Raw genomic sequence first — 25,292 nt, 5'->3', positions numbered from 1 at the left:
CTGGAAGCCCTCGGTTGTTGCGAACCGGGGGCTTCTGTCATGCGCGGGTGTAAGTGGTCGGCCGTGGGGCTTCCACCTCCACACAGAGGTAGTCGCGGGCGTACTCGTACAGGACTTCGCGTATCGCCGTGGCGGTCGAGATTCCCCGGCTCTGCGCGTCGGCCTTGAATGCGTCCAACACCTCTGGGTGAACCTTGGCCGCTGCACGGGGCATATCGCTGATTTCGCGAGTCCGCGTGTTTTTGGACATGGGTGTCCCCTTGGGGGTTTGTCGGATGGGCTGACAAGATCAACTTTACGCCATCGGGTCTGATTTCCGCTGGCACAGCATCTCGATATTGGCAATAGCTGTATGGAGAATGAGCGAAAAGGCTGAGAATTCGGCCGAACCTCTCGAAGGTCCGCCCCAGGTTCGGCCTGGCATCTGCGCAGGTCAGAGGGTGTTTTTTGGCCTGTCGGGCGAACCTCGGACCTTGGGTGAAGAAATCCCCCTAATACGAGGAGCCCTTACGAGGGGTCTTCTTCTTCCTCTCTCGCGCGACTTTGTGACAAAGAGTGAGAGGTTCGGCCTAGGGAGGGAAATTCATGCTTCTACCTGCGGAAACGTCGGGCCGAACCTGTCAAGTGAGGTTCGGCCGGTTCGGCCGGGGAGGGGCGTATCGGTCGGGTTGGGTGGGGCGAGTTGCGGTGAATGCGCAGGTAGGGCTGAGGATTGGGTGTGTGGAATGGGACTCGATGCTGGTACTCGGTTCGGGTCGATCAGCCGATACGCCAGGCGGGGAGCCTGCGCATGACGACAAAGCGGCTATGTGTAGAGGGAATTAACTACGCTAATTACGAAAAGAACGCTATGGATTCGAACAAGGTCTGTATGCATCGAGTCGGGTTGTCTTGGATGGCAGGCGCGCCGACCAAGGAGAGACCTCCCGGTTTCACAGGGGCACCGGCCTGGATCAATCTTTCACCATGCTCTGCACAGTGCGATTCGCCCACCTGTGGCCCTCTGACCTGGGGCTCTGCCGCGTCCGGGCTGGCCGCCGCGTCGCCCCTCTGCCCGGCGTCGCCACGGAAAGTGACCGAGCTCACAGCCCCTCCGGAACCCCTCGGCCGATGTCTGCCCTGGCCGGGCTGTGAACGGGGCGCGGGGTCGCGCTCAAAACGGCGAATCTCCAGGTCAGACAGGGTGCTGTTCGGGCTGGCCGGATGGGTGCGCCGAGCCCCGCCCGGCTCAGGCTTACGTTCGACGAGTACGACGGCCGTGGCGCCGCCCACGACGGCCCCCGCGACGATCACCACCAGCACGACCGCCCCGAACAGCGCCCCGCTCGCCAGAAAGGCGACCGACCGCCACGGCCATGCCGACCCCAGGTATCCGCGCCTGCTCAGCGCCTGCCACACCGTCATGGAGATCACCGTAGGAGCCGGGCGAGGCCTGGGGGAATCGGTCCAGCCGGAGACCCGGGGGTATGCCTGGCCCTACCCCGAGTCTCGGTCCTGCCGCACTGCTCCGGAGCCCGGTGACGGGGTTTCGTGGAGCCCTCTTCGACTTAATGAGGGCAGATGACGATCCAACTGACGTCCGTCAGCAGGCGGTACGGCAAGGGTGACAGCGGCGTGACCGCGCTCGACGGTGTCTCGCTCGGCTTCGGACAGGGCACCTTCACCGCCGTCATGGGCCCGTCCGGCTCGGGCAAGTCGACGCTGCTCCAGTGCGCGGCCGGCCTGGACCGTCCGACCTCGGGCTCGGTGCGGGTCGGGGAGACGGAGCTGACCGGTCTGAGCGAACGGCGGCTGACCCTGCTGCGCCGCGAACGCATCGGCTTCGTCTTCCAGTCGTACAACCTGCTGCCCTCGCTGACCGCCGAGCAGAACGTCGTCCTGCCGCTGCGGCTGGCCGGCCGCCGTATCTCGAGGGCACGCGCGCGTGAGGCGCTCGGCCGGGTCGGGCTCGGCGACCGCGCCCGGCACCGGCCCGCGCAGCTGTCCGGCGGTCAGCAGCAGCGCGTGGCCCTGGCCCGCGCGCTGATCACGCGCCCCGAGGTGCTGTTCGCGGACGAGCCGACCGGGGCGCTCGACTCACGGACCGGGCGCGAGGTGCTGTCCCTGCTGCGTTCCCTGGTCGACACCGAGGGCCGCACGATCGTGATGGTCACCCACGACCCGCTCGCCGCGTCGTACGCCGACCGCGTCGTCTTCCTGGTCGACGGGCGCGTGCACGGTGAGACGACGGGCGCGTCGGCGGGGGAGATCGCGGGGCGCATGGCGTCGTTGGAGACGGGGGCGGGGACCGGCGCTTCTGCGAGGGCCGAAGCTTCGGCGACCGGCGCTTCGGAGGTCGTCCCGTGCTGAGCCTCGCCGCGCGTACCGTGCGGTCCCGCTGGAGCGCGTTCGTCGGCAGCTTCGTGGCCCTGTCCCTCGGGGTGTCCTTGATCACCGTGATGGGTCTGGCCCTCGCCTCCTCCCTCGACGCCCCCGAACGCACACCGGAACGCTTCGCCGTGGCCCCGGTCGTGGTGCAGGGCCAAGGCACCCTGCGCGTGCCGACCCCGATCGGCGACCGCGTCCAGAAGCTCGCTCAGCCACGCCCCGTCCCGGCGAGGACGATCGCCGCGCTGCGAAAGCTCGGCAAGGTCATCGAGGACCGCACCTTCGTCGTACGCGGCGACCTGGTCGGTCACCCGTGGTCGACCGCGGCCTTCGCGCCGTACGAACTGACCGCGGGCCGCGCGCCCCGGGCGGCCGACGAGGTCGTGGCCACGGGCGACCGGACGCCGGTGGGGCAGCGTCTGCGTACGGCGCACGGGGTGGTGCGGGTCGTCGGCACGGTGGGCGCGCTCGGCTTCGAGGAGGCGCTGTTCTACACGGACGCGCGGGCGGCGCGGCTGGCACCGGTGAGCACACAGCTCGTGGTGGAGGCGGACGCGGCGGCGGTACGGCGCGTGGTGGATGGTGGCGCGCCGGGGGGTGGTGGAGTGCGGGTGCTCACCGGCGCCGACCGGCGGCTCGCGGACGCCGATCCCGCGCGGGACACCGAGGCGCTGACCACGCTGAACGCGCTGTTCGGCACGGCGGGCGGGGTGACCGGGTTCGTGTCGGTGTTCGTCGTGGCGTCGACCTTCGCCTTCGCGGTGGCCCAGCGCCGCCGGGAGTTCGGGCTGCTGCGCACGGCGGGCGCGACGCCGGGTCAGATCCGTCGCACGGTGCTGATGGAGGCGCTGCTCGTGGGCGCCCCGGCGTCCGCGGCGGGTTGCGCGCTGGGAGCGTACGCCGCCCCTTGGCTGGCGCGGCGGGTGGTGGACGGCGGTCTCGCGCCGGCCTGGTTCGCGATCGGCGATCACGTGTGGCCGTACCATCTCGCCTTCTGGACCGGTCTGTCGGTGGCCCTGTGCGGGGCGGCGGCCGCGTCCTGGCGGGCGGGCCGGATCGCGCCGACGCAGGCGCTGCGCGAGGCATCGGTGGACGAACGGCCCCTGACGCGGGGGCGGCTGCTGTGCGGAGCGGCCCTGTCGATCGCCGCCGCGGCCACCCTCACGCTCACGCTGCTCACGGATCCGGGCGACCTGCTGCACCGCAAGACGTATGTCAGCCGCCCGATGCTGCTGATCACCGCGACGGCCCTGCTGGCCCCGGCCCTGGTCCGCCCCCTGATCCGCCTGCTCGTGCCCCGCGGGACGCTGGTCCGCTCGAACGCGGGCACCGCCGTCCGCCGCACGGCCGCGATCGCCGCCCCCGTCCTGGTCACGGTGGCTCTGACGGGCTCCCTCCTCGGCGCGACGGCGACCCTGAACGAGGCACGGGCGGCGGAGGCGCGGGCGCGGACCGTCTCCGACTTCGTGCTGACCTCTCCGACCGGCTTCTCCTCCGACACCCTCCGCCGCCTGCGCGCGATCCCGGGTGCCGAGGTCTCGGCGACCGCGTCGAGCGCCGTGTACGTCCTGGAGGAGGGCGTCGCGCTCGTCAAGTCCGAGGCGCGCGCGGCCGATCCGGGAGCGCTCGCCGCGACCACGCGCCTCCCGGTGACCGCCGGGCGCGTGGCCGACCTCGACGACGACTCGATCGTCGTCAACGAGGAGTGGGCGCGGCACGAGGTCGGCCGACGGGTCACCGTCTGGCTCGGCGACGGCACCCGCAGATCGCTCCGCGTCGCCGCGGTGCTGCCGGTCGGCACCGGCGACAACGGGGTGTACGTCACACCGGCCAACGCACCTCGGGCCGCTGTGGACCGGGTGGAGGTGAAGGCGGTGAAGGCGGCCCCGGCCGTGGGCGCGGAGCTGCGTGCGGCGGTGCGCTCGACGGACGTGACGGTCCTCACCCGCGAGGCGTGGCTGCGAGCCGCCTACCCCACGGCCGGCCTCTCGGGCGCCGACGAGAAGACCCGCCTGGGCTTCCTCCTCGTCCTGGGCATCGCCCTGCTGTACACGGCCATCTCCCTCGCCAACACCCTGCTCATGGCGACGTCCGACCGTCGGCGGGAGTTCGCGTCCCTGCGGCTGGCGGGAGCCACGACCGGCCAGGTGTTGCGCCTCGTCGCGACGGAGGCGGCGGTGGTGGTGACGGTCGGCGCGGTTCTCGGCCTGCTGGTGACAGCGCTCAACCTCACCGGCCTGTGGAGCGCCCTGCACCTCCAGTCGGCGCCGTCCGCACTCCGACTCCCCTGGCCCGAACTCGCCGCGACGACAGCCACCTGCGCACTCCTCGCGGTCGCCTCGGCGGTACTCCCGGCGGCCCGCGTCCTGCGCGGTCCCTGACACCGCATCAGCCGACCGCGTCCGAGAACGTGTAAGAGCCCCAACCGGATCGCTCCGGTTGGGGCTCTTAGCTGCGGTGGACCTGTGGGGATTTGAACCCCAGACCCCCTCGATGCGAACGAGGTGCGCTACCAGACTGCGCCACAGGCCCTTGCAACGAGTGAAACTTTAGCACCTCGATCGGGGTGCTTGGAAATCCGTTCCCTGCCCGGTCGACGGGACAGCCACAGGTGGGGCGGGTGGGCGCGGCGGCTCGGGTCGCCGCGCCTACTCGTTGGCCGCGCGCGGCCGCTCCCCGTCCTCGTACTGATCGAACAACGGCGTGCGGCCCCGCTCGCGCGCCCGTCGCGCGGACGCGGCCCGGCGGGCGTCGCTGCGGCCGCCCTCCTCCGCCCTGTCCTCGGCGCCGGACGAATCCTCCGCCTCGGCGTCCTGAGCCGGACCGTCCTGCCCGGCACCGCTCTCGGCTCCGGCCCCGTGCGCCTCGCGCTCGCCGGCGACCGAGCTGGACCGCGCCGAGCTCCAGGCGTCCGGTGCCCCCAGGTCCACGTCAGCCGTGGCCCGCGGGGCAACCGGTGCCGTCACATACGTCGGCAGCGGCACCGGCACCGGTTCCCAGCTGTCCCCGTGGCCCGGCCTGCGCTGCCGCTCGCGCTGCTGGTCGACCCACTCGGCGTGGTCGGTCTGCTCGACGAGGGCGCGCCGGTCGGCGGCGAGCGCCGAGAGCCCGGGGTGTTCGGGCGCTGGTCCTTCGTCCGGTTCGTCCGCGTCGACGGCCTCGGCCGCGGCGCGCCGACGCGGCTGGCGCGCACGCTCCTTCAGCCGCTGCGCCGCCGCCTCGGCCCGTTGCCGGTCCATCTGGTAGGCGAACCGGCGGCGTTCCTGGGAGCGCAGGTAGGCGATGTACGCGCTGAGCAGCACGGCGGGTACGCCGGGCGCCCAGAGGAACGCGAGTCCTCCGACGGCGGCGACGATCGCGCCGAGCGTGAAGGCGAAGAAGAGCACCACGGTGGTGCGCCTCCGGCGCGCGAGCGACTTGGTACGCCGAGCACGCGCCGCTGCGGCTTCCGCCGAGGGCGTGCGCCGGGCTGCGGGCACCTGCTTGCGTACCGGCGCGGAACCGGATGCGCGCGCCGGGGTGGAGGCGGATGCCGGGGCGTGCGAGGCCGATGCGTGCGCGGCCGGGTCGCCCGTCCGCTCACGTACCGGATCACGCGCCGGCTCGCGCGTCACTTCCCTGCGCGCCGGCGCCTGTACCTCCGCACGCGCCTGCGGGCGCGTCGGAGGCATGGCGAAGGCCCGGACGTCCACCGAGTCGGTGACGGCATCCGGGTCGACGGCGCTGGACTCCCCCTCCTCGGTGGAGCGCGCCCGCAGGTCCTTGGCGTACCGGCGCTCCATACCCGCCCGTCCGGACAGGAGCCGGATGGCGGTGCTGAAGCGTTCCGTCGGACGGGCCTCGTTCAGCTCGTCCTGCCTACGGAGCCACATCGGCACCAAGTAGGCGGCCCAGGCCCCGACAATGACTGCGTAGATGAGGCCGCTGCTGCTCACGCCTCACACGGTAGAGGGATTCGCGTGAGGCCATCCGCCAATTGGGCCGGTGTGTCGCACGATCTGGCTGATATTTCGAGCTTTTTTTGTGACCGATGCGATCAGCAGGCCGCCGGAGCCGCGAATTTAATGCCCTGAGACGATCGCCGCCCGATCATTCTCGAACATTTATTCAATTTACTCGACGGTGTCCCGGCCCGTGCGCGGGCGGCTCCCCGGCTATGCGGGATTCCCCGGCGTGTTCTGCGGGTTCCGCGGCGTGTTGTGCGGTGCCTTCTGTGAGCGTGCCCGCTGCCACCGCCCGAGCAACCCCTCCGGCACCTCTTCCGCGGTGAGCGCGAAGACCAGATGGTCGCGCCAGGCTCCGTCGATGTGGAGATAACGGGGCCGGAGCCCCTCCTCGCGGAATCCGAGTTTCTCCACGACCCGGCGGCTGGGCCCGTTCTCCGGGCGAATACAGACCTCGATGCGGTGCAGACCGACGCTCCGGAAACAGTGGTCCACGACGAGTGCCACGGCCGTCGGCATGACTCCACGGCCGGCCACCGACTCGTCCACCCAGTAGCCGACGTGCCCCGAGCACATCGAGCCCCAGGTGATCCCGGCAACGGTCAACTGCCCGACGAGGCGCCCCTGGTACTCGATGACGAACGGCAGCATCCGGCCCGCGTTCGCCTCGGAGCGCAGATGGCGCACCATCTGCCGGTAGGTCGGCCGGTGCGCGATCGGTCCGGTGGGCGTGGGCGGCGGGATGGTCGCCTCCCAGGGCCGCAGCCAGTCGCGGTTGCGCCGGTTGACCTCGCGCCAGGCGCGCTGGTCGCGCACCTTTATGGGCCGGAGGACGACATCGCCGTCCGCCAGCACGACGGGCCAGGACGGGCTGTTCAGCTCACACCCCCAGTGCCTGCGCCGGGTCTGGGGTGGTCGCCGCCGCGGATCTGGTCGACGGCGTGGGCCAGGAGGGGTTCCAGGACGGCCAGCCCGTCCTTCACCCCGCCGGTGGAACCCGGCAGGTTGACGATCAGCGTCCGTCCCGCCACTCCCGCCAGGCCCCGGGAGAGCGCGGCGGTCGGCACCTTCTCCCGCCCGAACGCCCTGATGGCCTCGGCGATGCCCGGCACCTCGTAGTCGATCACCGCGCGGGTCGCCTCGGGTGTGCGGTCGGTGGGCGAGATACCGGTGCCGCCGGTGGTGACGACGGCGTCGTAACCGGCGTCGACGGCCGCTCGCAGGGCAGCCTCCACGGGGTCTCCGTCGGGGACGACCTGCGGTCCCTCGACATCGAAGCCGAAGCCCTTCAGGCCGGCGGCGATCAACGGACCGCCCTTGTCCTCGTAGACCCCGGCCGCGGCCCGGTTGGACGCGGTGAGCACCAGAGCACGATAGGTCATGCCCGGCTCCAGTCGCCCGACTTGCCGCCCGTCTTCTCCTCCACCCGTACGTCCGTGATGACCGCTCCCTTGTCGACCGCCTTGACCATGTCGATCACGGTGAGCGCGGCGACGGAGACCGCGGTGAGGGCCTCCATCTCGACGCCCGTGCGATCCGTCGTCCTGACCGTGGCGAGGATCTCCACGGCGTCGTCCGCGACCGACAGATCCAGTTTCACACCCGACACCGACAACGGGTGGCACAGCGGGATCAGGTCCGGGGTGCGCTTGGCTCCCATGATGCCCGCGATGCGCGCGGTGGCGAGGGCGTCGCCCTTGGGGACGCCCTCGCCGCGCAGCAGCTCGATCACGCGGGGCGAGACGAGGACCCGGCCGCTGGCGCGGGCGGTGCGCGCAGTCACGTCCTTGTCGGATACGTCGACCATACGGGCGGCGCCCGCCTCGTCGATGTGGGTCAGTCGGTCCTGCGTACTCATGCTGTGCGGCGCTCCCGGTCCCGGCCCTTCGCGGTGCGGCGCGCGGGCCTGTTGTGCGCGACACGGTACCGCCAACCAGGAGCACTCAGCCGAGCAGGACCACCTCGACCTCGGTGCCGGGCTCGACGGACTCGACGTCCTCCGGGACGACGATCAGCGCGTCCGCGTGCGCAAGGGCGGCGACCAGGTGCGACCCGGCGCCCCCGACCGGGGTCACGGCGCCCTCGGCGTACATCCCGCGCAGGAACTGCCTGCGCCCCTTCGGCGAGGTCAGCGCCTTGCCGGCGGTCAGCTTCGCGGTGGTGCGCGGCCGGTGGACGTCCTCCAGGCCCATGAGGGTGCGGATCGCGGGGCGGACGAACAGTTCGAAGGAGACGTACGACGACACGGGGTTGCCCGGGAGCGCGAGCAGCGGGGTGTGGTCGGGGCCGATGGAGCCGAAGCCCTGGGGCTTGCCGGGCTGCATGGCGAGCTTGCGGAAGTCGATGCCGCCGCCGGCCTCGTCCTCGTCGCCGACGTACGACAGCGCCTCCTTGACGACGTCGTACGCCCCGACGCTCACGCCACCCGTGGTGACCACGAGATCGGCGCGGACGAGCTGGTCCTCGATGGTGTCGCGGAGGGTCTCGGCGTCGTCGGCGACGGCTCCGACGCGGTAGGCGATGGCGCCGGCGTCGCGGGCGGCGGCGGTGAGGGCGAAGCTGTTGGAGTCGTAGATCTGGCCGTTGCCGAGTTGTTCGTCGGGCTGGACGAGTTCGCTGCCGGTGGACATGACGACCACGCGCGGGCGCGGGCGTACGCGTACCGTGCCGCGGCCGATCGCGGCGAGCAGGGCGATCTGCGGCGGGCCGAGGACGGTGCCGGCCTCGAGGGCGCGGTCGCCGGCCTTCACGTCGCTGCCCTTCGCGCGTACGTGCGCGCGTGCCTCGGCGGGCCGGTACACGTGCACGTGCCCCTCGGCGCCCTCGGGAGACTGCGCGCGGGCGCGCATGCCGGTCACGGGTCCCTCGCCGAGGCCTCCGTCGGTCCACTCGACGGGGACGACGGTCTCGGCGCCGGGCGGCAGCGGGGCGCCGGTCATGATGCGGGCGGCCTGGCCGGGGCCCACGTGGAGCAGCTCGGCCTGGCCCGCCGCGACGTCCCCTACGACGTCCAGGACGGCGGGGAACTCCTCGCTCGCGCCCGCGACATCCGCGACCCGTACCGCGTACCCGTCCATGGAGCTGTTGTCGAACGGCGGCAGGGAGACCGGCACCGTGACGTCCTCGACCAGGACGCAGCCCTGGGCGTCGAGGAGTTGCAGCTCGATGGGTTCGAGGGGGCGGACGGTCGCGAGGATGTCCTCCAGGTGTTCGTCCACCGACCACAGGTGGTCCTGGCCGGTGGTGCGGGGCGCGGCGCTGCTCAACGTTGCTACATCTCCTCGGCTACGTAACTGCGAAGCCAGGTCCGGAAGTCCGGGCCCAGGTCTTCACGTTCGCACGCGAGTCTGACAATGGCACGCAGATAGTCGCCGCGGTCGCCGGTGTCATAGCGGCGGCCCTTGAAGACCACACCGTGCACGGGGCCGCCGACCTTCTCGTCCGCGGCGAGCTGCTGGAGGGCGTCGGTGAGCTGGATCTCGCCGCCGCGGCCGGGCTCGGTCTTGCGGAGTATGTCGAAGATGTGCGGGTCGAGGACGTAGCGGCCGATGACCGCGTAGTTCGACGGGGCGTCCGTGGGGTCGGGCTTCTCGACGAGGCCGGTGACCTTGACGACGTCGCCGTCGCCGGTGGCCTCCACGGCCGCACAGCCGTAGAGGTGGATCTGCTCGGGAGCGACCTCCATGAGTGCGATGACGCTGCCGCCGTGCTGCTCCTGGACCTCGACCATCCGCTTGAGCAGCGGGTCGCGCGGGTCGATCAGGTCGTCGCCGAGGAGGACGGCGAAGGGCTCGTGGCCCACGTGGGGCGCCGCGCATAGGACGGCGTGGCCGAGGCCCCTGGGGTCGCCCTGGCGGACGTAGTGCATGGTGGCGAGGTCGCTGGACTCCTGCACCTTGGCGAGCCGGCTGGCGTCGCCCTTCTTCTGAAGGGCCGATTCCAGCTCGTAGTTGCGGTCGAAGTGGTCCTCCAGGGGGCGCTTGTTGCGGCCCGTGATCATGAGGACGTCGTCGAGGCCCGCGGAAACGGCCTCTTCGACCACATACTGGATCGCCGGCTTGTCCACGACCGGCAGCATCTCCTTGGGAGTGGCCTTGGTCGCCGGCAGGAACCGGGTGCCGAGACCTGCTGCGGGAATGACAGCCTTGGTGATCCGAGGGTGCGACTGAGTCATGCCCGCAACCTTATCCGGTGGCTTTGCAAGGAATCTGATGCTCCGGTTAATTAGCTCTGATATGAGCGCATTGGAACCGTGCGGGAGAGATCTTTGAGTCACATCGGACGTCCGGCCGAGCCTGACAAACGTACGTTGCGGCGAGAGTTCCTCGCGGTGAGGAACAGGTTGACGGCCGATGACGTGCGGGAAGCGGCGACCGCGCTGGCCGCGCGGGCGTCGGAGCTGCCCGAGCTGGCGCGGGCGCGCACGGTGGCGGCGTACGTCTCCGTGGGGAGCGAGCCGGGCACGCTCGCGCTGCTGGACGCGCTGCGCGCGCGGGGCGTGCACGTCCTGCTTCCGGCGCTCCTGCCCGACAACGATCTGGACTGGGGCGCGTACACCGGCGAGGACTCCCTCGCGCGCGTCCGGCACGGCGGAAAGATGGCCCTTTTCGAACCTGCCGGCGCCCGTCTGGGACCGGACGCCGTGACCGCCGCCGATGTCGTACTGCTGCCCGGTCTCGCGGTCGACGCGCGCGGCATGCGGCTGGGGCGCGGCGGCGGGTCGTACGACCGGGTGCTCGCGCGTCTGGAGCGCTCGGACGCGCACCCCGCGCTGGTGGTGCTCCTCTACGACTCCGAGGTCGTCGAGCGCGTCCCCGAGGAGACGCACGACCGGCCGGTGCACGCGGTGGTGACGCCGTCGGGCGTGCGCCGCTTCCTGGACGACGTGTGAGCCGCGGCATGTGAGCGCATGCGAACGGGCCCTCCACGCACGCGTGGAGGGCCCGTTCGACGGTTCGCTGTCAGCGGCTCATGGCCTCAGCACCAGCGTGTCGCTCGTGCTCTTGTCGACCGCTTCCTTCGAGAAGGACCAGTCCAGCAGTTCGCCCTTGACCCACTTGCCCGTCTGGTCGGTGTAGTGGGCGCTGTAGGCGTGGCCGGAGGCGCCGGTGAGGTTGATCCACTTCGACTTGTCGAGGTCGCCGAGGTTGACCACCATCCGCATCGACGGCACCCAGACGACGCCGTAGCCGCCGGCGGCGTTCCAGCCGGTCGCGTTGACCGTGGCCTCGCCGCCGCCGAGCTTCCAGGGGCCGCGGTTGAGGATGTACTGGACGAAGCCGGGGCCCTCGGTGCCGAGCGTCTGGTTCTTCAGGAACAGGCGGTGCAGCCGGCCCCAGCTCCAGGAGTCGATGTCCTTGCCGAGCTTGGCGGTCAGCTCCCAGCGGGCGTCGATCATGGCGCGCTTGAACAGCTGGTCGCGGTTCTCGGCCTTGGGACGCTCACCCACCCCGGCAGGCGTCTTCCACCAGGCGCTCTTCTCGTCGTCCATGAGGTTGCGCACGACCTCGAACCAGCGGTCGCCGCCGTCCGGCTGCGCCTGGTCGGCGTCGCGCTGGCCGCACTCGCGGACCTTCTCCGTCTCGTCGGCGGGACCGGTCGTGTCGATGGGGTCGACCCACAGGCACTGGCCCTTGACCCGCAGTTCCTTGGGCAGCTTGTTGCCGAAGGCGAGCTTGAGGATGTTGCGCCAGACCGAGTTGAAGTAGGCGGCGGCCGCCGAGTCGGCGTCCTGGGTGTAGTCCCAGCCCTCCAGCAGCTTCTGCGCCTCGCGGACGTCCTTGTCCTCGATGTCGATCTTCAGCAGCTTGGGCACGAGCAGCTTGGCGATCTCGCTGCTGTTGTCCAGCTGCATCTGGCGCATGTCGTCGGTGGAGATCTTGCCGCCGTCGTCGATCTTCGACTTGATCAGGTCGGTGATGCGCTGGCTGCGGGCGCCGTAGCCCCAGTCGGTGGTGAGCGTGTAGGGGTACTTGTCCTGGTCGATCACGGCCTGGTTGGCGGTGACGATGTAGCCGCGCGCGGGGTCGTACTCGTAGGGGAGCTGGTCCTGCGGGATGTAGCCGGTCCAGCGGTACTTGGAGTCCCAGCCGGGCTGCGGGATCGAGCCGTCGACGCCCTTCGCGCGCGTGGGGATCTTGCCGGGGAGGGTGTAGCCGATGTGGTTCTTGGTGTCGGCGTAGACCAGGTTCTGCGACGGCACGTCGAAGAGGGCCGCTGCCGCACGGAAGTCGTTCCAGTCCGACGCCTTGTCCATCGCGAACACGGCGTCCATGGAGGTGCCCGGGTCGAGGGCGGTCCAGCGCAGGGAGATGCCGTAGCCGTCGCCGCGGTCGGGGGCGGCGGTGTCGACCTCGGCCTTCTTGCCGACCTTGACGAGTTCGTCGTCGCGGTCGGACAGCAGGGGGCCGTTGTCGGTCTCCCGGACGACGATCTTCTTGGGCTCGCCGCCGGCGACCTTGATGGTCTCCTCGCGCGTGGTGAAGGGCTTCACCTTGCCGTCGTTCAGGTAGCCGTCGCTGCTGAGCTTCTCCAGGTAGAGGTCGGTGACGTCGACGCCGGAGTTGGTCATGCCCCAGGAGATGTCCTGGTTGTGGCCGATGATCACGCCGGGCATGCCCGCGAAGGTGTAGCCGCTGACGTCGTACTGGCACTTGCTGGAGACCGTGCGGCAGTGCAGGCCCATCTGGTACCAGACGGACGGCAAGGAGGCCGACAGGTGCGGGTCGTTGGCGAGCAGCGGCTTGCCGGTGATGGTGTGCGAGCCCGCCACGACCCAGGAGTTCGAGCCGATGCCGTTGCCGTTGACGCCGACGGCCGCGGGAAGGTCCTCCAGGACCCCGTAGAGGCCCGAGAGCTGGCTCTGGAGGGCTGTGGTGCCCGAGGTGGACGCGGTGCCCGTGGTGCCGCTCGTGGACGTGCCCGCGGTCGACGTGCCCGTGCCTGTGCCTGTGCCCGCGGTCGAGGTACCCGTGCCCGTGCCCGAGGTGTCGTCGCCCTGCTCGAACGTCCTGGTCAGCTCGTCGTACTGGCCTTCCTGGACGATCGCCTTGTTGCGGCTGTACGGGTAGTCCGGGTACAGGTCCTTGATCTGCTTGGGACCGAGGCGGCTGGTCATCAGGGCCCGGTCGACCTCGTCCTCCATGTTGCCGCGCAGGTCCCAGGCCATCGCCTTCAGCCAGGAGACCGAGTCGACCGGGGTCCACTCCTCGGGCTTGTAGTCGTTGGCGAAGCCCAGGACGGCGTACTCGAGGGAGATCTCCTTGCCTTCCTTGCCCTGGAGGTAGGCGTTGACTCCCTTGGCGTAGGCCTGGAGGTACTTCTTGGTGGAGGCCGACAGCTTGGTGTCGTACTCCTTCTTCGCGACCCGGTCCCAGCCGAGCGTGCGCAGGAACTCGTCGTTCTTGACCTGCCCCTTGCCGAACATCTCCGACAGGCGCCCGGAGGTCATGTGGCGGCGCACGTCCATCTCGTAGAACCGGTCCTGCGCCTGGACGTAGCCCTGCGCCATGAACAGGTCCTCGTCGGAGGAGGCGTAGATCTGCGGGATGCCGTAGCCGTCGCGCTGCACGTCGACCGGTCCGGACAGGCCCTCGAGCGAGATCGAACCCTTGGTCTGCGGGAAGGACGCGCGGACGGTGCTGATGGACCAGTACGCCCCGTAGGCCACGCCCCCGATGATGGCCAGCACCAGGATGAGGACGATCAGACGGGCTTTGCGCCCCTTTTTCCTGCCGGACTTGCCGGGCTTCTGACCCGATGAGGCGGTGGTGTTGGGGGGCATCGCTGTCCTTGCTGTCCTAACGCGAGCGGCAGGCGGGGCTGTGACTTTGAATGAGCGCTGGAGCAACCATAGGCGCAGGGCCCGACGCCACTTGACGCGGAGTCGGCTACCAACGCGGACGGGCGTTCGATCTTGCCCTCCGGAGTGTCAAGAAATCGTCAAGAGTTAGGTAAGGTAACGAAGTACTTGGGTGCGGAGACTCACCACTTCGTGTCCTATGTACGTGAGCCCACGCGCGCGTGACGCCCGTGAGCCAGGGAAGGGAACAGCCGCTGACCGTCCACGACCTCAACCAGCTTCTGCTCGTCTGCTCGCTCGTCCTGCTCGTCGCCGTCGCAGCGGTCCGGATCTCCTCGCGCAGCGGGCTCCCCAGCCTGCTCGTTTATCTGGGCATCGGCGTCGCCATGGGGCAGGACGGCATCGGCGACATCCACTTCGACAATGCCGAACTGACCCAGGTCATCGGATACGCGGCCCTGGTCGTGATCCTGGCCGAGGGCGGTCTCGGCACGAAGTGGAAGGAGATCAAACCGGCGCTGCCGTCCGCCACGGCGCTGGCACTGGTCGGGGTCGCGGTGAGCGTCGGGGTCACGGCGACGGCGGCGCACTATCTGGTCGGGCTGGAGTGGCGCCAGGCGCTCATCATCGGGGCGGTCGTCTCCTCGACGGACGCGGCGGCGGTCTTCTCGGTACTGCGCAAACTCCCCCTCCCCGCGCGCGTGACGGGCACGCTGGAGGCCGAGTCCGGCTTCAACGACGCCCCCGTGGTCATCCTGGTCGTCGCCTTCTCCACGGCGGGCCCGGTCGAGCACTGGTACGCCCTGATCGGCGAGATAACCCTGGAACTGGCCATCGGCGCCGCCATAGGCATCGCGGTCGGCTGGCTCGGCTCCTGGGGCCTCAGGCACGTCGCGCTGCCCGCCTCCGGTCTCTACCCGATCGCCGTCATGGCGATCGCCGTGACGGCGTACGCGGCGGGCGCGCTGGCCCACGGCAGCGGCTTCCTCGCCGTCTACCTCGCCTCCATGGTGATGGGCAACGCCAAGCTGCCCCACTGGCCCGCCACGCGCGGTTTCGCCGAAGGGCTCGGCTGGATCGCCCAGATCGGCATGTTCGTCCTGCTGGGCCTGCTCGTCACGCCGCACGAACTGGGCGACGACGTGTGGCCGGCGCTCGTCATCGGGCTGGTGCTGACCATGGTCGCGCGGCCCTTGAGCGTCGTGCTGTGCCTGACGCCGTTCCGGGTGCCGTGGCAGGAGCAGACCCTCATGTCCTGGGCCGGGCTGCGCGGCGCCGTGCCCATCATCCTGGCGACGATCCCCATGGTGAACGGCGTCGACGGCAGCCGCCGCATCTTCAACATCGTCTTCGTCCTGGTCGTCGTCTACACCCTCGTCCAAGGCCCGACACTGCCCTGGCTCGCGCGCCAGCTGCGTCTGGGCGAGGACGCGGAGGCCGCCGACCTCGGCATCGAGTCGGCACCCCTGGAGCGGCTGCGCGGGCATCTGCTGTCCGTCGCCATCCCCGACGGCTCGAAGATGCACGGTGTCGAGGTCAACGAGCTACGGCTGCCCTCGGGAGCCGCCGTCACCCTCGTCGTCCGCGATGGAAAATCGTTCGTTCCGCTGCCCACGACGGTGCTGCGGCGCGGCGACGAGCTGCTCGTGGTCGCCACGGATCCGGTGCGGGACGCCGCCGAGCGGCGACTGCGCGCGGTGGGCCATGGCGGCAAGCTGGCCGGATGGCTGGGCATGAACGGGGAACCTCCGCGGCGCTGACGGGGCCTCCGGATCGACCCATGTCGTTAAGGGCACGTTTCGTACGGTTCACACCCCCGGTAATCGCAGGTGAACAAGGCTCATGGTGCTCGTTTTCACAGGCGCACCAGGCCTTGATCCCTGTACGATGAAGGCGCATTCTGATCGAACCAACTCTGCCTGACGCATTGCTGGCGCGACCGTACGGCGGCCGAGACGCTCCCTTCGCAGTGGGCGCCGGTATCTACCGCAGTCAGCGCAAGAGGACAGCTCTCGGCGCCCCCGCACAGGCGCGCTACCAGGCGGCAGAAAGGCACGGGCCGTGGCATCCACGGTCACCGCACGCCCGGGATACGGGCAGCTGCTGCGCACCCGCGGCGCCTGGACGTTCCTGCTCCCCGGCTTCGCGGCGCGTCAGCCGTTCGCGATGCTGACGATCTCCATCGTGCTGCTCGTGCAGCACACCACCGGCTCGTACGGCGCGGCGGGCGCCGCCGCGGCCGTCACCGGCGTCTCCATGGCCCTGTTCGCGCCGTACAGCGGGCGCCTCGCCGACCGCTACGGGCAGCGCGCCGTGCTGATCCCCGGCGTGCTCGTGCACACGGCGTCGGGTCTGACGCTGACGGCGCTCGCCCTGTCGCACGCGCCGCTGTGGGCGCTGTTCGCGGCGGCCGTCCCCACGGGCGCCTCGGTGCCGCAGATCGGCCCGATGGTGCGCGCCCGCTGGGGCGTGAAGCTCCAGGGCTCGCCCCTCATGACCACCGCGGCGGCCTTCGAGTCCGTCACCGACGAACTGACCTTCGTCTTCGGCCCACTGCTGGCCACCGCGCTGTGCACCACCGTCGACCCGGCCGCCGGCCTGCTGACGGAGTCGGCGCTGACGCTGCTGGGCGGTCTGCTGTTCGCCGCGCAGAAGAGCACGCAGCCGCTGGTCAGCCTCGACGAGCACGCACGCGTGGAGCACGGTTCCGCGCTGCGGGTACCTGGCGTGCGCGTGCTGATCGTGACCTTCCTGGGCATCGGCTCCGTCTTCGGCGGCATGCAGGTCTCGCTGGCCGCGTTCACGGAGTCGATCGGCGAGCCCGGGCTGAACGGCGTCCTGTACGGCGTCTTCGCCGCCGGCAACATGCTCTCCGGGATCGTCTGCGGCGCCATCGCGTGGAAGACGGCCCCGCAGCAGCGCCTCCTCGTCGGGTACGGCGCGCTCGCGCTGACGGCCTCCGGACTGTGGGCCGCGCACTCGGTGCTCACGCTCGCCGGACTCGGCCTGCTGGTCGGCATGTGCATCGCGCCGGCGCTCATCACCGGCTACACGCTGGTCGAGAGCCTGGTTCCGGCCGGTGCCCGCACCGAGGCCTTCACCTGGCTGACCGGAGCGGTGGCGCTCGGCCAGGCGGCCGCCGTCACGGCCGCCGGACAGCTCGAGGACCGCTTCTGGAACGGTGCCGGATTCCTGGTCCCGATGGTCGGCACGCTGCTCGCCCTGGCGACCCTGCTGGCGCTCCGGTCACGCCTTGCGGCGCGGCCCCGGACGCGCACCGTGGCACGTGGCGTCGGTCACCGCGTGCCGGTGACGGTGGACTGATCCTCGGGAATACGTCACTATGGACCCTCGTTAGCACTCATTGAGTGAGAGTGCCAGGAGGAAGACAGTGCCGACCTACCAGTACCAGTGCACCGAGTGCGGCGAGGGCCTCGAGGCGGTGCAGAAGTTCACCGACGACGCCCTGACCGAGTGCCCGAACTGCCAGGGCCGCCTCAAGAAGGTGTTCTCCGCGGTCGGCATCGTCTTCAAGGGCTCCGGTTTCTACCGCAACGACAGCCGCGGCTCCTCGTCGAGCAGCTCGCCGGCGTCGTCGTCCACGAAGCCGTCGACGTCCTCCGCGTCCACCTCGACCTCGTCGTCCTCGGACTCGAAGCCGTCGAGCACCGGCACCTCCTCCAGCAGCAGCACTTCCGCCGCTTAGGGACTCGCTCGCAGGACCCTGTCGTCGTACGACGACAGGGTCCTCGGTGTTTTCGCGGGCCCTCTCGGCCCGGCGCCGGGGCCAGCTAGTGTGCGGGGCATGGCGAACGCAGAGATCGGCGTAATCGGCGGCTCGGGCTTCTACTCGTTCCTCGACGACGTGACCGAGATCCAGGTGGACACCCCGTACGGCCCGCCCAGTGACTCCCTCTTCCTCGGCGAGATCGCGGGCCGGCGGGTCGCCTTCCTGCCCCGGCACGGACGCGGCCACCATCTGCCGCCGCACCGGATCAACTACCGCGCCAACCTGTGGGCGCTGCGGTCGGTCGGGGCGCGCCAGGTCCTCGGTCCGTGCGCGGTGGGTGGCCTGCGCCCCGAGTACGGGCCGGGCACGCTGCTCGTGCCGGATCAGCTGGTGGACCGTACGAAGTCGCGGATGGGGACGTACTTCGACGGGTTGCCGTTGCCGGGCGGCGACGTACCCAACGTGGTGCATGTGTCGCTGGCCGATCCGTACTGCCCCGTCGGACGGACGGCCGCGCTGAAGGCGGCGCGCGGGCGGGACTGGGAGGCGGTGGACGGCGGGACCCTGGTCGTGATCGAGGGGCCGCGCTTCTCGACGCGTGCCGAATCGTTGTGGCACCGGGCGCAGGGCTGGTCCGTGGTGGGCATGACCGGTCACCCCGAGGCGGCGCTCGCCCGTGAACTCGAGCTCTGCTACACCTCGTTGACGCTGGTCACGGACCTCGACGCGGGCGCCGAGACCGGCGAAGGCGTCTCGCACGACGAAGTACTCCGTGTGTTCGCGGCGAATGTGGACCGGCTGCGGGGTGTGCTGTTCGACGCGGTGGCCGCGCTGCCGGCGAACGAGGAGCGGGACTGTCTGTGCACCACGGCACTGGGCGGCATGGATCCCGGGTTCGAACTGCCGTGACGCTGTGGAGGACGGCGGCCCCGGACGGGTGGAACTCCTCGTTCGGGTGAGGGAGTTGTCCACAGCGACCCAGTGATCCACCTGTCCCGGCGGGCGGCGGCGCGAGGCCCCATCGTGGCCTTGCAAGCCGATCCCTCGTGACAGGTGGTGGCCCCCGTGTCCTTCGCTCCCTCTCCCCCTCCGCTCTCTCCCCCTGTCCTCTCTCCGCCTCCCCTCTCTCCCTTTGCCGCGCGTCCACCGGGCACCGAGGCTCCCGCCACCTGCGAGGTGCCGCACTTCGCTCCTGTGCGGGTGGGCGGCGGGCGGTATCTGCTGGCCCGGCTCGTACGGCAGCGCAGGCGGGCCGTGGCGGCGGGCCTCGCCGTCACCGCTGCGGCGCTGGTGGCCGTCGGCCCGGGGGGCGCCGACGGGGCGCGTGGGCATCCGGTGGCCGAGCCGGTGCGGGAGCGCCGTGCCGTCGAGATGGTGACGGCACCGGTGCGCATCGCCGACGGTGCCACGGTCCTGCTGTTGCGGCCCGGCGACCGGGTCGACGTGATCGCCGCCGAGACGACGGCGACGGGCGGTGACGCCCAGGTGGTCGCGCGCGGGGCGCGGGTGAAGAAGGTGCCGAAGCCGTTGGAGGGCGCCGCGGAGAGCGGCGCGCTGGTGGTGCTCTCGGTGCCGCGTTCGATCGCGGCGCGGCTCGCGGGTGCGAGCGCCACGGCACGGCTGGCGGTGACACTGTGTTGAGTCGTGCGCTCCGCCTGTTGCGCGGATTCCTGTCAAGTCCCCCTTTCGAGCTACCCAATTGGACAGGGTCGCCTCGCGTTGACGTAGGTTGCGGAGCTGTTTGTTCCACAACCTGCGCGTGCGAGGAGAGTCCCCTAGGTGAGCGAGAAGAAGCCGAGCGTCTGGGAGGGCTTCAAGGCCTTCCTGATGCGCGGGAACGTCGTCGATCTGGCAGTAGCGGTGGTCATCGGCGCCGCCTTCACCAACGTCGTCAACTCGGTGGTGAAGGGCGTCATCAACCCGCTGGTCGGAGCGATCGGCACCAAGAATCTCGACAGCTACAGCTCGTGCCTCCAGGACCCGTGCAAGGTGGCGGCGGACGGAACCGTGCTGAGCGGCATCCCCATCAGGTGGGGCACCGTGCTCGGCGCGACGCTGAGCTTCGTGATCACCGCGGCGGTCGTGTACTTCCTGATGGTGCTGCCGATGTCGAAGTACCTGGCCCGGCAGGAGGCCCGCAGGAAGGCCAAGGAGGGCACGCACGAGGTCCTGGAGGTGACCGAGCTGGAGGTCCTCAAGGAGATCCGCGACGCGCTGGTCGCGCAGCGGGGTTCCGGACACGACGAGCGTTAGCGGGAGCCGCCCGTGTCGTGCGGCGGGCGGTGATCCGGCTCGGTCAGATGTGGTGGGGCGGCTTCTCGTCGAGGAAGCGCTTCAGGTCGGCCGCGCTGTCGCCGCCGGGTCGCTCGCCCCACCCGCGATCCGTGTCGTCCGAGGACTGCTGGTCCAGCGGGTCGTCGAAGACCAGTGACGGCTTCGGGGCGCGCGGCTCGGGGTCGGGGGCGGTGCTCATGCGTCCAGGGTACGGCCCTGGGGGCGGTCGGCGTCCGGGGCTGCCGGGCCGTCGGCGCCGGTCGACAGGTCCCACGAGTGGACGAACCGCGGGGCTTGTGGACCCTCGCGCGCTTGTGAATGCCTTCACAAGAATTTCCGGTCGGTATCTGCTGTGCTTGGACTCATGACGTCCTCCCCCGCAGGCTCCAGACCCTTGCGCAGGCTCACCGCCCGCGGCCGTGACGAGACCCATCGGGTCGCCTCGCCTCTGGAGCTCTTCTTCGACCTGTGTTTCGTCGTGGCCATCGCTCAGGCGGGCGTTCAACTCGTGCACGCCGTGGCCGAGTCGCACGCGGGCGAAGGGATCCTCAACTACGCGATGGTCTTCTTCGCCATCTGGTGGGCCTGGATGAACTTCTCCTGGTTCGCCTCGGCGTACGACAACGACGACGTCCTGTATCGGATCGTCACTCTCGTCCAGATCGCCGGTGTCCTGGTGCTCGCGGCCGGGGTCTCGCGGGCGTTCGAGGACCATGAGTTCCTGGCCGTCTGGCTGGGCTACCTGATCATGCGGCTCGCCATGTCGGCGCAGTGGCTGCGGGCGGCGAGATCGAGTGAGGGGCCCGAGAGAACGACGGCCCTGCGCTACGCCGGGGGCGTGCTGCTCTGTCAGGTCGGCTGGCTGGGGCTGTTGATTCTGCCCGAGGGCGGGCGGGCCTGGCTGTTCCTGGTGATGGCGGTGCTTGAGATGTGCGTACCGCTGTACGCCGAGAAGGACTTCAACACGTCCTGGCATCCGCACCACATCTCCGAGCGCTACGGCCTGTTCACGATCATCGTGCTCGGCGAGACGATCGCCGCGGCCACGGTCGCCGTGAAGTCCGGCGTGGAGGAGAACGACGCACTCGGCGAAGTGCTGCCGATCGCCGTGGGCGGCCTGCTGATCGTCTTCTCCGCGTGGTGGATCTACTTCGTCGTGCCGATCCACGGCCATCTGCGCTCCAACAGACAGTCCTTCCTGTGGGGTTACGGCCACTACCTGATCTTCGCCTCGGCGGCCGCGATCGGCGCCGGCCTGGAGGTCGCGGTCGAGCAGGCGGTCGGCAAGGCGCACATCTCCACGCTGGCCGCGTCGGCCGCCGTGACCCTGCCGAGCGCGCTCTACCTGCTCACCGTGTGGGCACTGCACTCGCGCCACTTCAAGGTGGGCATCGCCCAGCAGTTGGTGCTGCCGACCACGGCACTGCTGGTGATCCTCTGCACGTTCCTGGGGGACTGGGCCGTGCCGGCGGCGGGCGTCGTCTCCGCGCTCGCGGTGGCGACCGGGGTGACGCTGACGGCGCGCATGGCAGGCCGGGAGAGCAAAGAGTCGGTGCCGGTGGGGTGACCTCCTGGGGCGGCGACGGTACCTGGACGAGACTGATCCCATGACAGTTGACGCTCTGACGGACGTCACCGGCGTACGCGTGGGACACGCGACACGCGTCGGCGACGGATGGCTCACCGGTACCACCGTCGTGCTCGCCCCGGACGGCGGGGCCGTCGCCGCCGTGGATGTGCGCGGCGGCGGGCCCGGCACCAAGGAGACCGACGCCCTGGACCCGCGCAACCTCGTGCAGAAGGTCGAGGCGATCGTGCTGACGGGCGGCAGCGCGTACGGGCTCGACGCCGCGTCCGGCGTGATGGCGTGGCTGGAGGAGCAGGGGCGCGGAGTTCCTGTCGGGGTGGATCCGGCGCACGTCGTTCCGGTCGTACCCGCCGCCTGCGTCTTCGATCTGGGGCGGGGCGGCGACTTCCGGGCCCGTCCGGACGCGGCCACCGGCCGGGCCGCGGTCGAGGCGGCCGCGGCGAGCTCGGTCGGCGCGGCGGTCCCTGAAGGGGGTGTGGGCGCCGGTACGGGCGCGGTCGTCGGAGCGATGAAGGGCGGGGTCGGCACCGCGAGCACCGTCCTCGACTCGGGGATCACGGTCGCGGCGCTGGTGGTGGCCAACGCCGCGGGCTCCGTGATGGACCCCGAAACGGGCGTGCTGTACGGGGAGTTGTTCCAGGGGCGCGTGCGCTATCCGGAGGCGCGCGTCCACGAGGCCGCGCGCCGGCGCCTCGCCGAGGGCACGGCGAAGAACGCGCCGCCCCCGCTCAACACCACGCTCGCGGTGGTCGCCACCGACGCGCGGCTGTCGAAGGCGCAGGCGCAGAAGCTCGCCGGTACGGCGCACGACGGCATCGCACGCGCCGTGCGGCCGGTGCACCTCCTGCACGACGGCGACACGGTGTTCACGCTGGCGACCGGGCAGCGCCCGCTCGACGCCGAACATCCCCTGGCGCTGAACGAACTCCTCGCGGCCGGCGCCGACCTGGTGACGCGCGCGATCGTACGGGCCGTGCGCGCGGCCGAGTCGGTGGACGGACCGGGCGGGGTGTGGCCGTCCTACGGGGAGTTGTACGAGGGCGGCGAGAGGAGGTCGGGGGCGGGACGATGACCGCAGTGGTGATGGGGCGCGGGTAGTCGTCTCAGAGCGCCGGTCGGTGGCGGGGGTTCACGGCATGCGCCGACTGCCCGAACCGCGACTCCCGACCGGCGCTCGCTCACCCCTGCGTGCGCGGCTCCGATCACATCGGTGTGCGGGTGGCGCATTTTGTGCGGTTGATGTCCCGGTTGTGTCACGTGATGGCGTTCACGGCTGTCGGAGGGAACCCGGTCGGTCACGGATGCGCTCTTTCTCCACGCAGGGGAGCGGATCACGCACATCACACTAATCTGGAGCAGCTCGTGACTACGCCGGACATATCAGCGCGGCGCGCACTCGGGGCCTGTGCCGTCCTGGCGGTCGGCGCCCTCACTCTCACCGCCTGTGGCGGCGGCGCCGATGCCGGGAAGGACGACGGCAAGGGCGGCGGGGGCTCGTCCAAGGCGTCGGAGGCGAAGATCGTCATCTCGGCGAAGGACGGTTCGACGGGTGCGTCGATCAACGCGACGGGGGTGAAGGTCAGCGACGGCGAGCTGACCGACGTGAAGATGACGGTGGCGGGGACCGGACAGTCCGTGCCGGGGTTCATCTCGGCGAACGGCGGCAGCTGGAAGCCGAGGGAGCAGCTGGAGCGGGGGACGAAGTACGAGATATCGGCGACCGCGAAGGACTCCGACGGGCGGGCCGTGGCGGCCGATTCGACCTTCACGACGGTCAGCAAGGCGAACAGCTTCATCGGGACGTACACGCCGGACAACGGGACGACGGTGGGCGTGGGGATGCCCGTGTCGTTCAGTTTCGACAAGGCGATCGGCGACAAGAAGGCCGTGCAGTCGCACATCACGGTCACGTCCAGCAGCGGGCAGAAGGTGGTCGGGCACTGGTTCGGCTCGCAGCGGCTCGACTTCCGGCCCGAGGAGTACTGGAAGGCCGGTTCCAAGGTCACGATGAAGATCGACCTGGACGGCGTCGAGGGCGCGAACGACGTCTTCGGGGTGCAGAAGAAGACCGTCACCTTCGCGGTCGGCCGGTCGCAGGTCTCCACGGTCGACGCCGACACGCAGACCATGACGGTCGTGCGCGACGGGAAGACCCTCAAGAAGGTGCCGATCTCGACGGGTGACGCGCAGAACACCACGTACAACGGCCAGATGGTGATCTCCGAGAAGTTCCCGAAGCTGCGCATGGACAGCCGGACGGTCGGGCTCGCCAACGCCTACGACATCCCGGACGTGCCGCACGCGATGCGTCTGACGCAGTCGGGGACGTTCATCCACGGCAACTACTGGTACAACAAGAGCAATCCGCCCTTCGGCCGGCAGGGCACCAGCCACGGCTGCGTGGGACTCCAGGACGTGCAGGGCGGGCAGGGGAACACGAACGCCGCGTGGTTCTACGACAACTCCATGCTCGGGGACGTCGTGATCGTGAAGAACTCCCCCGACAAGACGGTGTCACCGGACAACGGGCTCAACGGCTGGAACATGTCGTGGAGTCAGTGGGTCGCGGGAAGCGCCGGGTAAGCGCCCGCTGAGCGCCGGGGCGTGCGCGGACGGCGACGCGCTGCCCGGGGCGCCATGACGCGGCAAGTGCCGTCTGACCGGCGGGTTTTGACGGGTCCTCGGGTCGCGTGGGAACTTCTCACGCGACCTGAGCGTTTTCTGTGCGCACGTTTTCTCGGTTCCCGGACATGATGTCCGACCGAGGGGCTACGGTATGCACCCACAAGGTGACATGCAGCAACGCCGGGAGAAACCTTGAGCGTTCCGTACGAGACAGCAGCGTACGAGCCACGCGAGTCGCCCGAGTCTCCGGAGGAGCACCTCGCGCGACTCCTCGGCCGCGCGCTGAACTCCTTCGAGCTGCCCGACGACACGATACGGCGACTCGACTGCGCGCTCGCGCACGACAGCTCGCTGCACTCCGCGCACCACAGCGCGGGGCTGCACCGCGAGACGTATCGCCACACCTGGCTGCTCGCCGACGGCTCGGCGCTCACCCTCTGGGAGCTGGTCCACAACACCGCGCCGGGCAGCGCCCCGCAGCACGAGGTGTACGTCGACGAGGAGGAACTGCACGCCGCCACGGCCCGGCTGCCGCTGCCGCCGGACGCGCCGGACTTCGAACTGCCGGTCACGGTGCAGCTGTCGCCGATTCCCGCGCCTCGGCACGCGTACGTACCCGACGACTCCGCGGACCACGCGCGTCGGCTCCTGCGACGCGCGGAGAACCCGGACCGGCCGGACGGGGAGATGGCGGCGCTGCTGAAGACGGCGTTCGCGCACCAGATCACACAGGCCTTCGGGCGGCCGTGCCGCGCGGGGCGGATCGGGTTGTGCTTCTCGCTCTACGAGCACGCGTTCCTGCTGCGCGACGGCAGGGAGATCTCCCTGTGGGAGGTCGAGCACACGGCCACGCCCGACGGGCGGCACATGTGCGAGGTGTACGTCTCCGAGGACGCGGCGCGTGAGGCCATGGAGCGGCGCGCGGCGCGGGTCTCGTAAGCCCCTGAGGTCCCCGAGCTCCCG

Annotated in this window: 22 protein-coding genes and 1 tRNA gene; 13 read left to right on the top strand and 10 right to left on the bottom strand. The window is 70.4% G+C overall.

Annotated features, from left to right (window positions below):
• Nucleotides 1-37: 37 nt before the first annotated feature.
• The gene (locus ABKA17_RS28720; protein WP_353695161.1) at nucleotides 38-181 is read right to left on the bottom strand and encodes a hypothetical protein; all 144 of its coding nucleotides are present in this window, start codon (nucleotides 179-181) and stop codon (nucleotides 38-40) included.
• Between the two features lie 1,379 nt (nucleotides 182-1,560).
• Here ABKA17_RS28720 and ABKA17_RS28715 point away from each other — a divergent pair.
• Both ABKA17_RS28715 and ABKA17_RS28710 read left to right on the top strand, forming a co-directional pair.
• Nucleotides 1,561-2,349 carry an ABC transporter ATP-binding protein gene (locus ABKA17_RS28715; protein WP_353695160.1) on the top strand — a complete coding sequence of 263 codons (789 nt, stop codon included), beginning with the start codon at nucleotides 1,561-1,563 and terminating at the stop codon, nucleotides 2,347-2,349.
• A complete protein-coding gene (locus ABKA17_RS28710; protein ID WP_353695159.1) occupies nucleotides 2,343-4,748 on the top strand; it encodes an FtsX-like permease family protein in 2,406 nt (801 codons plus the stop codon). The genes ABKA17_RS28715 and ABKA17_RS28710 overlap by 7 nt, the downstream gene beginning before the upstream one ends.
• Nucleotides 4,749-4,825: 77 nt before the next feature.
• On the opposite strand, the gene ABKA17_RS28705 is transcribed toward ABKA17_RS28710, so the two are convergent.
• From ABKA17_RS28705 to galU, 7 genes are all read right to left on the bottom strand, one after another.
• Nucleotides 4,826-4,899: transfer RNA gene (locus ABKA17_RS28705), tRNA-Ala, on the bottom strand.
• A 116-nt stretch (nucleotides 4,900-5,015) separates the two neighbouring features.
• The gene (gene sepX, locus ABKA17_RS28700) at nucleotides 5,016-6,302 is read right to left on the bottom strand and encodes a divisome protein SepX/GlpR (RefSeq protein ID WP_353695158.1); all 1,287 of its coding nucleotides are present in this window, start codon (nucleotides 6,300-6,302) and stop codon (nucleotides 5,016-5,018) included.
• Nucleotides 6,303-6,521: 219 nt separating this feature from the next.
• A complete protein-coding gene (locus ABKA17_RS28695; RefSeq protein WP_353695157.1) occupies nucleotides 6,522-7,166 on the bottom strand; it encodes a GNAT family N-acetyltransferase in 645 nt (214 codons plus the stop codon).
• A 20-nt stretch (nucleotides 7,167-7,186) separates the two neighbouring features.
• A complete protein-coding gene (locus tag ABKA17_RS28690) occupies nucleotides 7,187-7,693 on the bottom strand; it encodes a MogA/MoaB family molybdenum cofactor biosynthesis protein (protein WP_353695156.1) in 507 nt (168 codons plus the stop codon).
• On the bottom strand, nucleotides 7,690-8,169 hold the full coding sequence (moaC, locus tag ABKA17_RS28685) for a cyclic pyranopterin monophosphate synthase MoaC (RefSeq protein WP_353695155.1): 480 nt from the start codon (nucleotides 8,167-8,169) through the stop codon (nucleotides 7,690-7,692). Before moaC ends, ABKA17_RS28690 begins: the two co-directional genes overlap by 4 nt.
• Nucleotides 8,170-8,254: 85 nt before the next feature.
• Complete coding sequence (gene glp / locus ABKA17_RS28680) at nucleotides 8,255-9,577, bottom strand: molybdotransferase-like divisome protein Glp (protein ID WP_353695154.1); 1,323 nt, start codon at nucleotides 9,575-9,577, stop codon at nucleotides 8,255-8,257.
• 5 nt (nucleotides 9,578-9,582) lie between these two features.
• Nucleotides 9,583-10,485 (bottom strand): UTP--glucose-1-phosphate uridylyltransferase GalU, encoded by a 903-nt coding sequence (gene galU / locus ABKA17_RS28675; protein WP_353695153.1) that lies wholly within the window; start codon nucleotides 10,483-10,485, stop codon nucleotides 9,583-9,585.
• A gap of 93 nt (nucleotides 10,486-10,578) precedes the next feature.
• Here galU and ABKA17_RS28670 point away from each other — a divergent pair, with 93 nt between their 5' ends.
• Complete coding sequence (locus ABKA17_RS28670) at nucleotides 10,579-11,202, top strand: 5-formyltetrahydrofolate cyclo-ligase (RefSeq protein ID WP_353695152.1); 624 nt, start codon at nucleotides 10,579-10,581, stop codon at nucleotides 11,200-11,202.
• A gap of 78 nt (nucleotides 11,203-11,280) precedes the next feature.
• Here ABKA17_RS28670 and ABKA17_RS28665 read toward each other — a convergent pair whose 3' ends face one another.
• Nucleotides 11,281-14,094 (bottom strand): penicillin acylase family protein, encoded by a 2,814-nt coding sequence (locus ABKA17_RS28665; protein ID WP_353695151.1) that lies wholly within the window; start codon nucleotides 14,092-14,094, stop codon nucleotides 11,281-11,283.
• Nucleotides 14,095-14,342: 248 nt separating this feature from the next.
• Between ABKA17_RS28665 and ABKA17_RS28660 the strand changes: the two genes are divergently transcribed.
• The 6 genes from ABKA17_RS28660 (at nucleotide 14,343) to mscL (ending at nucleotide 20,095) form a co-directional block, all read left to right on the top strand.
• The gene (locus ABKA17_RS28660; RefSeq protein WP_353695150.1) at nucleotides 14,343-15,872 is read left to right on the top strand and encodes a potassium/proton antiporter; all 1,530 of its coding nucleotides are present in this window, start codon (nucleotides 14,343-14,345) and stop codon (nucleotides 15,870-15,872) included.
• A gap of 301 nt (nucleotides 15,873-16,173) precedes the next feature.
• A complete protein-coding gene (locus ABKA17_RS28655; RefSeq protein WP_353695149.1) occupies nucleotides 16,174-17,436 on the top strand; it encodes an MFS transporter in 1,263 nt (420 codons plus the stop codon).
• Between the two features lie 67 nt (nucleotides 17,437-17,503).
• Nucleotides 17,504-17,818, top strand: coding sequence for an FmdB family zinc ribbon protein (locus tag ABKA17_RS28650; protein WP_353695148.1), 315 nt, complete (start codon nucleotides 17,504-17,506; stop codon nucleotides 17,816-17,818).
• A 99-nt stretch (nucleotides 17,819-17,917) separates the two neighbouring features.
• A complete protein-coding gene (locus ABKA17_RS28645) occupies nucleotides 17,918-18,751 on the top strand; it encodes an S-methyl-5'-thioadenosine phosphorylase (protein ID WP_353695147.1) in 834 nt (277 codons plus the stop codon).
• Between the two features lie 156 nt (nucleotides 18,752-18,907).
• Nucleotides 18,908-19,483: a hypothetical protein gene (locus tag ABKA17_RS28640; protein ID WP_502994405.1), complete on the top strand. Its 576-nt coding sequence runs from the start codon at nucleotides 18,908-18,910 to the stop codon at nucleotides 19,481-19,483.
• Between the two features lie 138 nt (nucleotides 19,484-19,621).
• Nucleotides 19,622-20,095, top strand: coding sequence for a large conductance mechanosensitive channel protein MscL (gene mscL / locus ABKA17_RS28635; protein ID WP_353695145.1), 474 nt, complete (start codon nucleotides 19,622-19,624; stop codon nucleotides 20,093-20,095).
• A 43-nt stretch (nucleotides 20,096-20,138) separates the two neighbouring features.
• On the opposite strand, the gene ABKA17_RS28630 is transcribed toward mscL, so the two are convergent.
• Nucleotides 20,139-20,315, bottom strand: coding sequence for a hypothetical protein (locus ABKA17_RS28630; protein WP_353695144.1), 177 nt, complete (start codon nucleotides 20,313-20,315; stop codon nucleotides 20,139-20,141).
• 165 nt (nucleotides 20,316-20,480) lie between these two features.
• On the opposite strand from ABKA17_RS28630, the gene ABKA17_RS28625 reads away from it, so the two are divergent.
• The 4 genes from ABKA17_RS28625 (at nucleotide 20,481) to ABKA17_RS28610 (ending at nucleotide 25,268) form a co-directional block, all read left to right on the top strand.
• A complete protein-coding gene (locus ABKA17_RS28625) occupies nucleotides 20,481-21,683 on the top strand; it encodes a low temperature requirement protein A (protein WP_353695143.1) in 1,203 nt (400 codons plus the stop codon).
• A 40-nt stretch (nucleotides 21,684-21,723) separates the two neighbouring features.
• Nucleotides 21,724-22,776 carry a P1 family peptidase gene (locus tag ABKA17_RS28620; RefSeq protein WP_353695142.1) on the top strand — a complete coding sequence of 351 codons (1,053 nt, stop codon included), beginning with the start codon at nucleotides 21,724-21,726 and terminating at the stop codon, nucleotides 22,774-22,776.
• 290 nt (nucleotides 22,777-23,066) lie between these two features.
• On the top strand, nucleotides 23,067-24,287 hold the full coding sequence (locus ABKA17_RS28615) for a L,D-transpeptidase (RefSeq protein WP_353695141.1): 1,221 nt from the start codon (nucleotides 23,067-23,069) through the stop codon (nucleotides 24,285-24,287).
• Nucleotides 24,288-24,521: 234 nt separating this feature from the next.
• Nucleotides 24,522-25,268, top strand: coding sequence for a DUF6227 family protein (locus ABKA17_RS28610; protein WP_353695140.1), 747 nt, complete (start codon nucleotides 24,522-24,524; stop codon nucleotides 25,266-25,268).
• Nucleotides 25,269-25,292: the final 24 nt, after the last annotated feature.

It is taken from the genome of Streptomyces sp. RG80 (assembly GCF_040446465.1).
GTDB lineage: Bacteria > Actinomycetota > Actinomycetes > Streptomycetales > Streptomycetaceae > Streptomyces.
The sequence above is the reverse complement of the archived record's forward strand: the minus strand, read 5'-3'. Positions and strand labels throughout refer to the sequence as shown.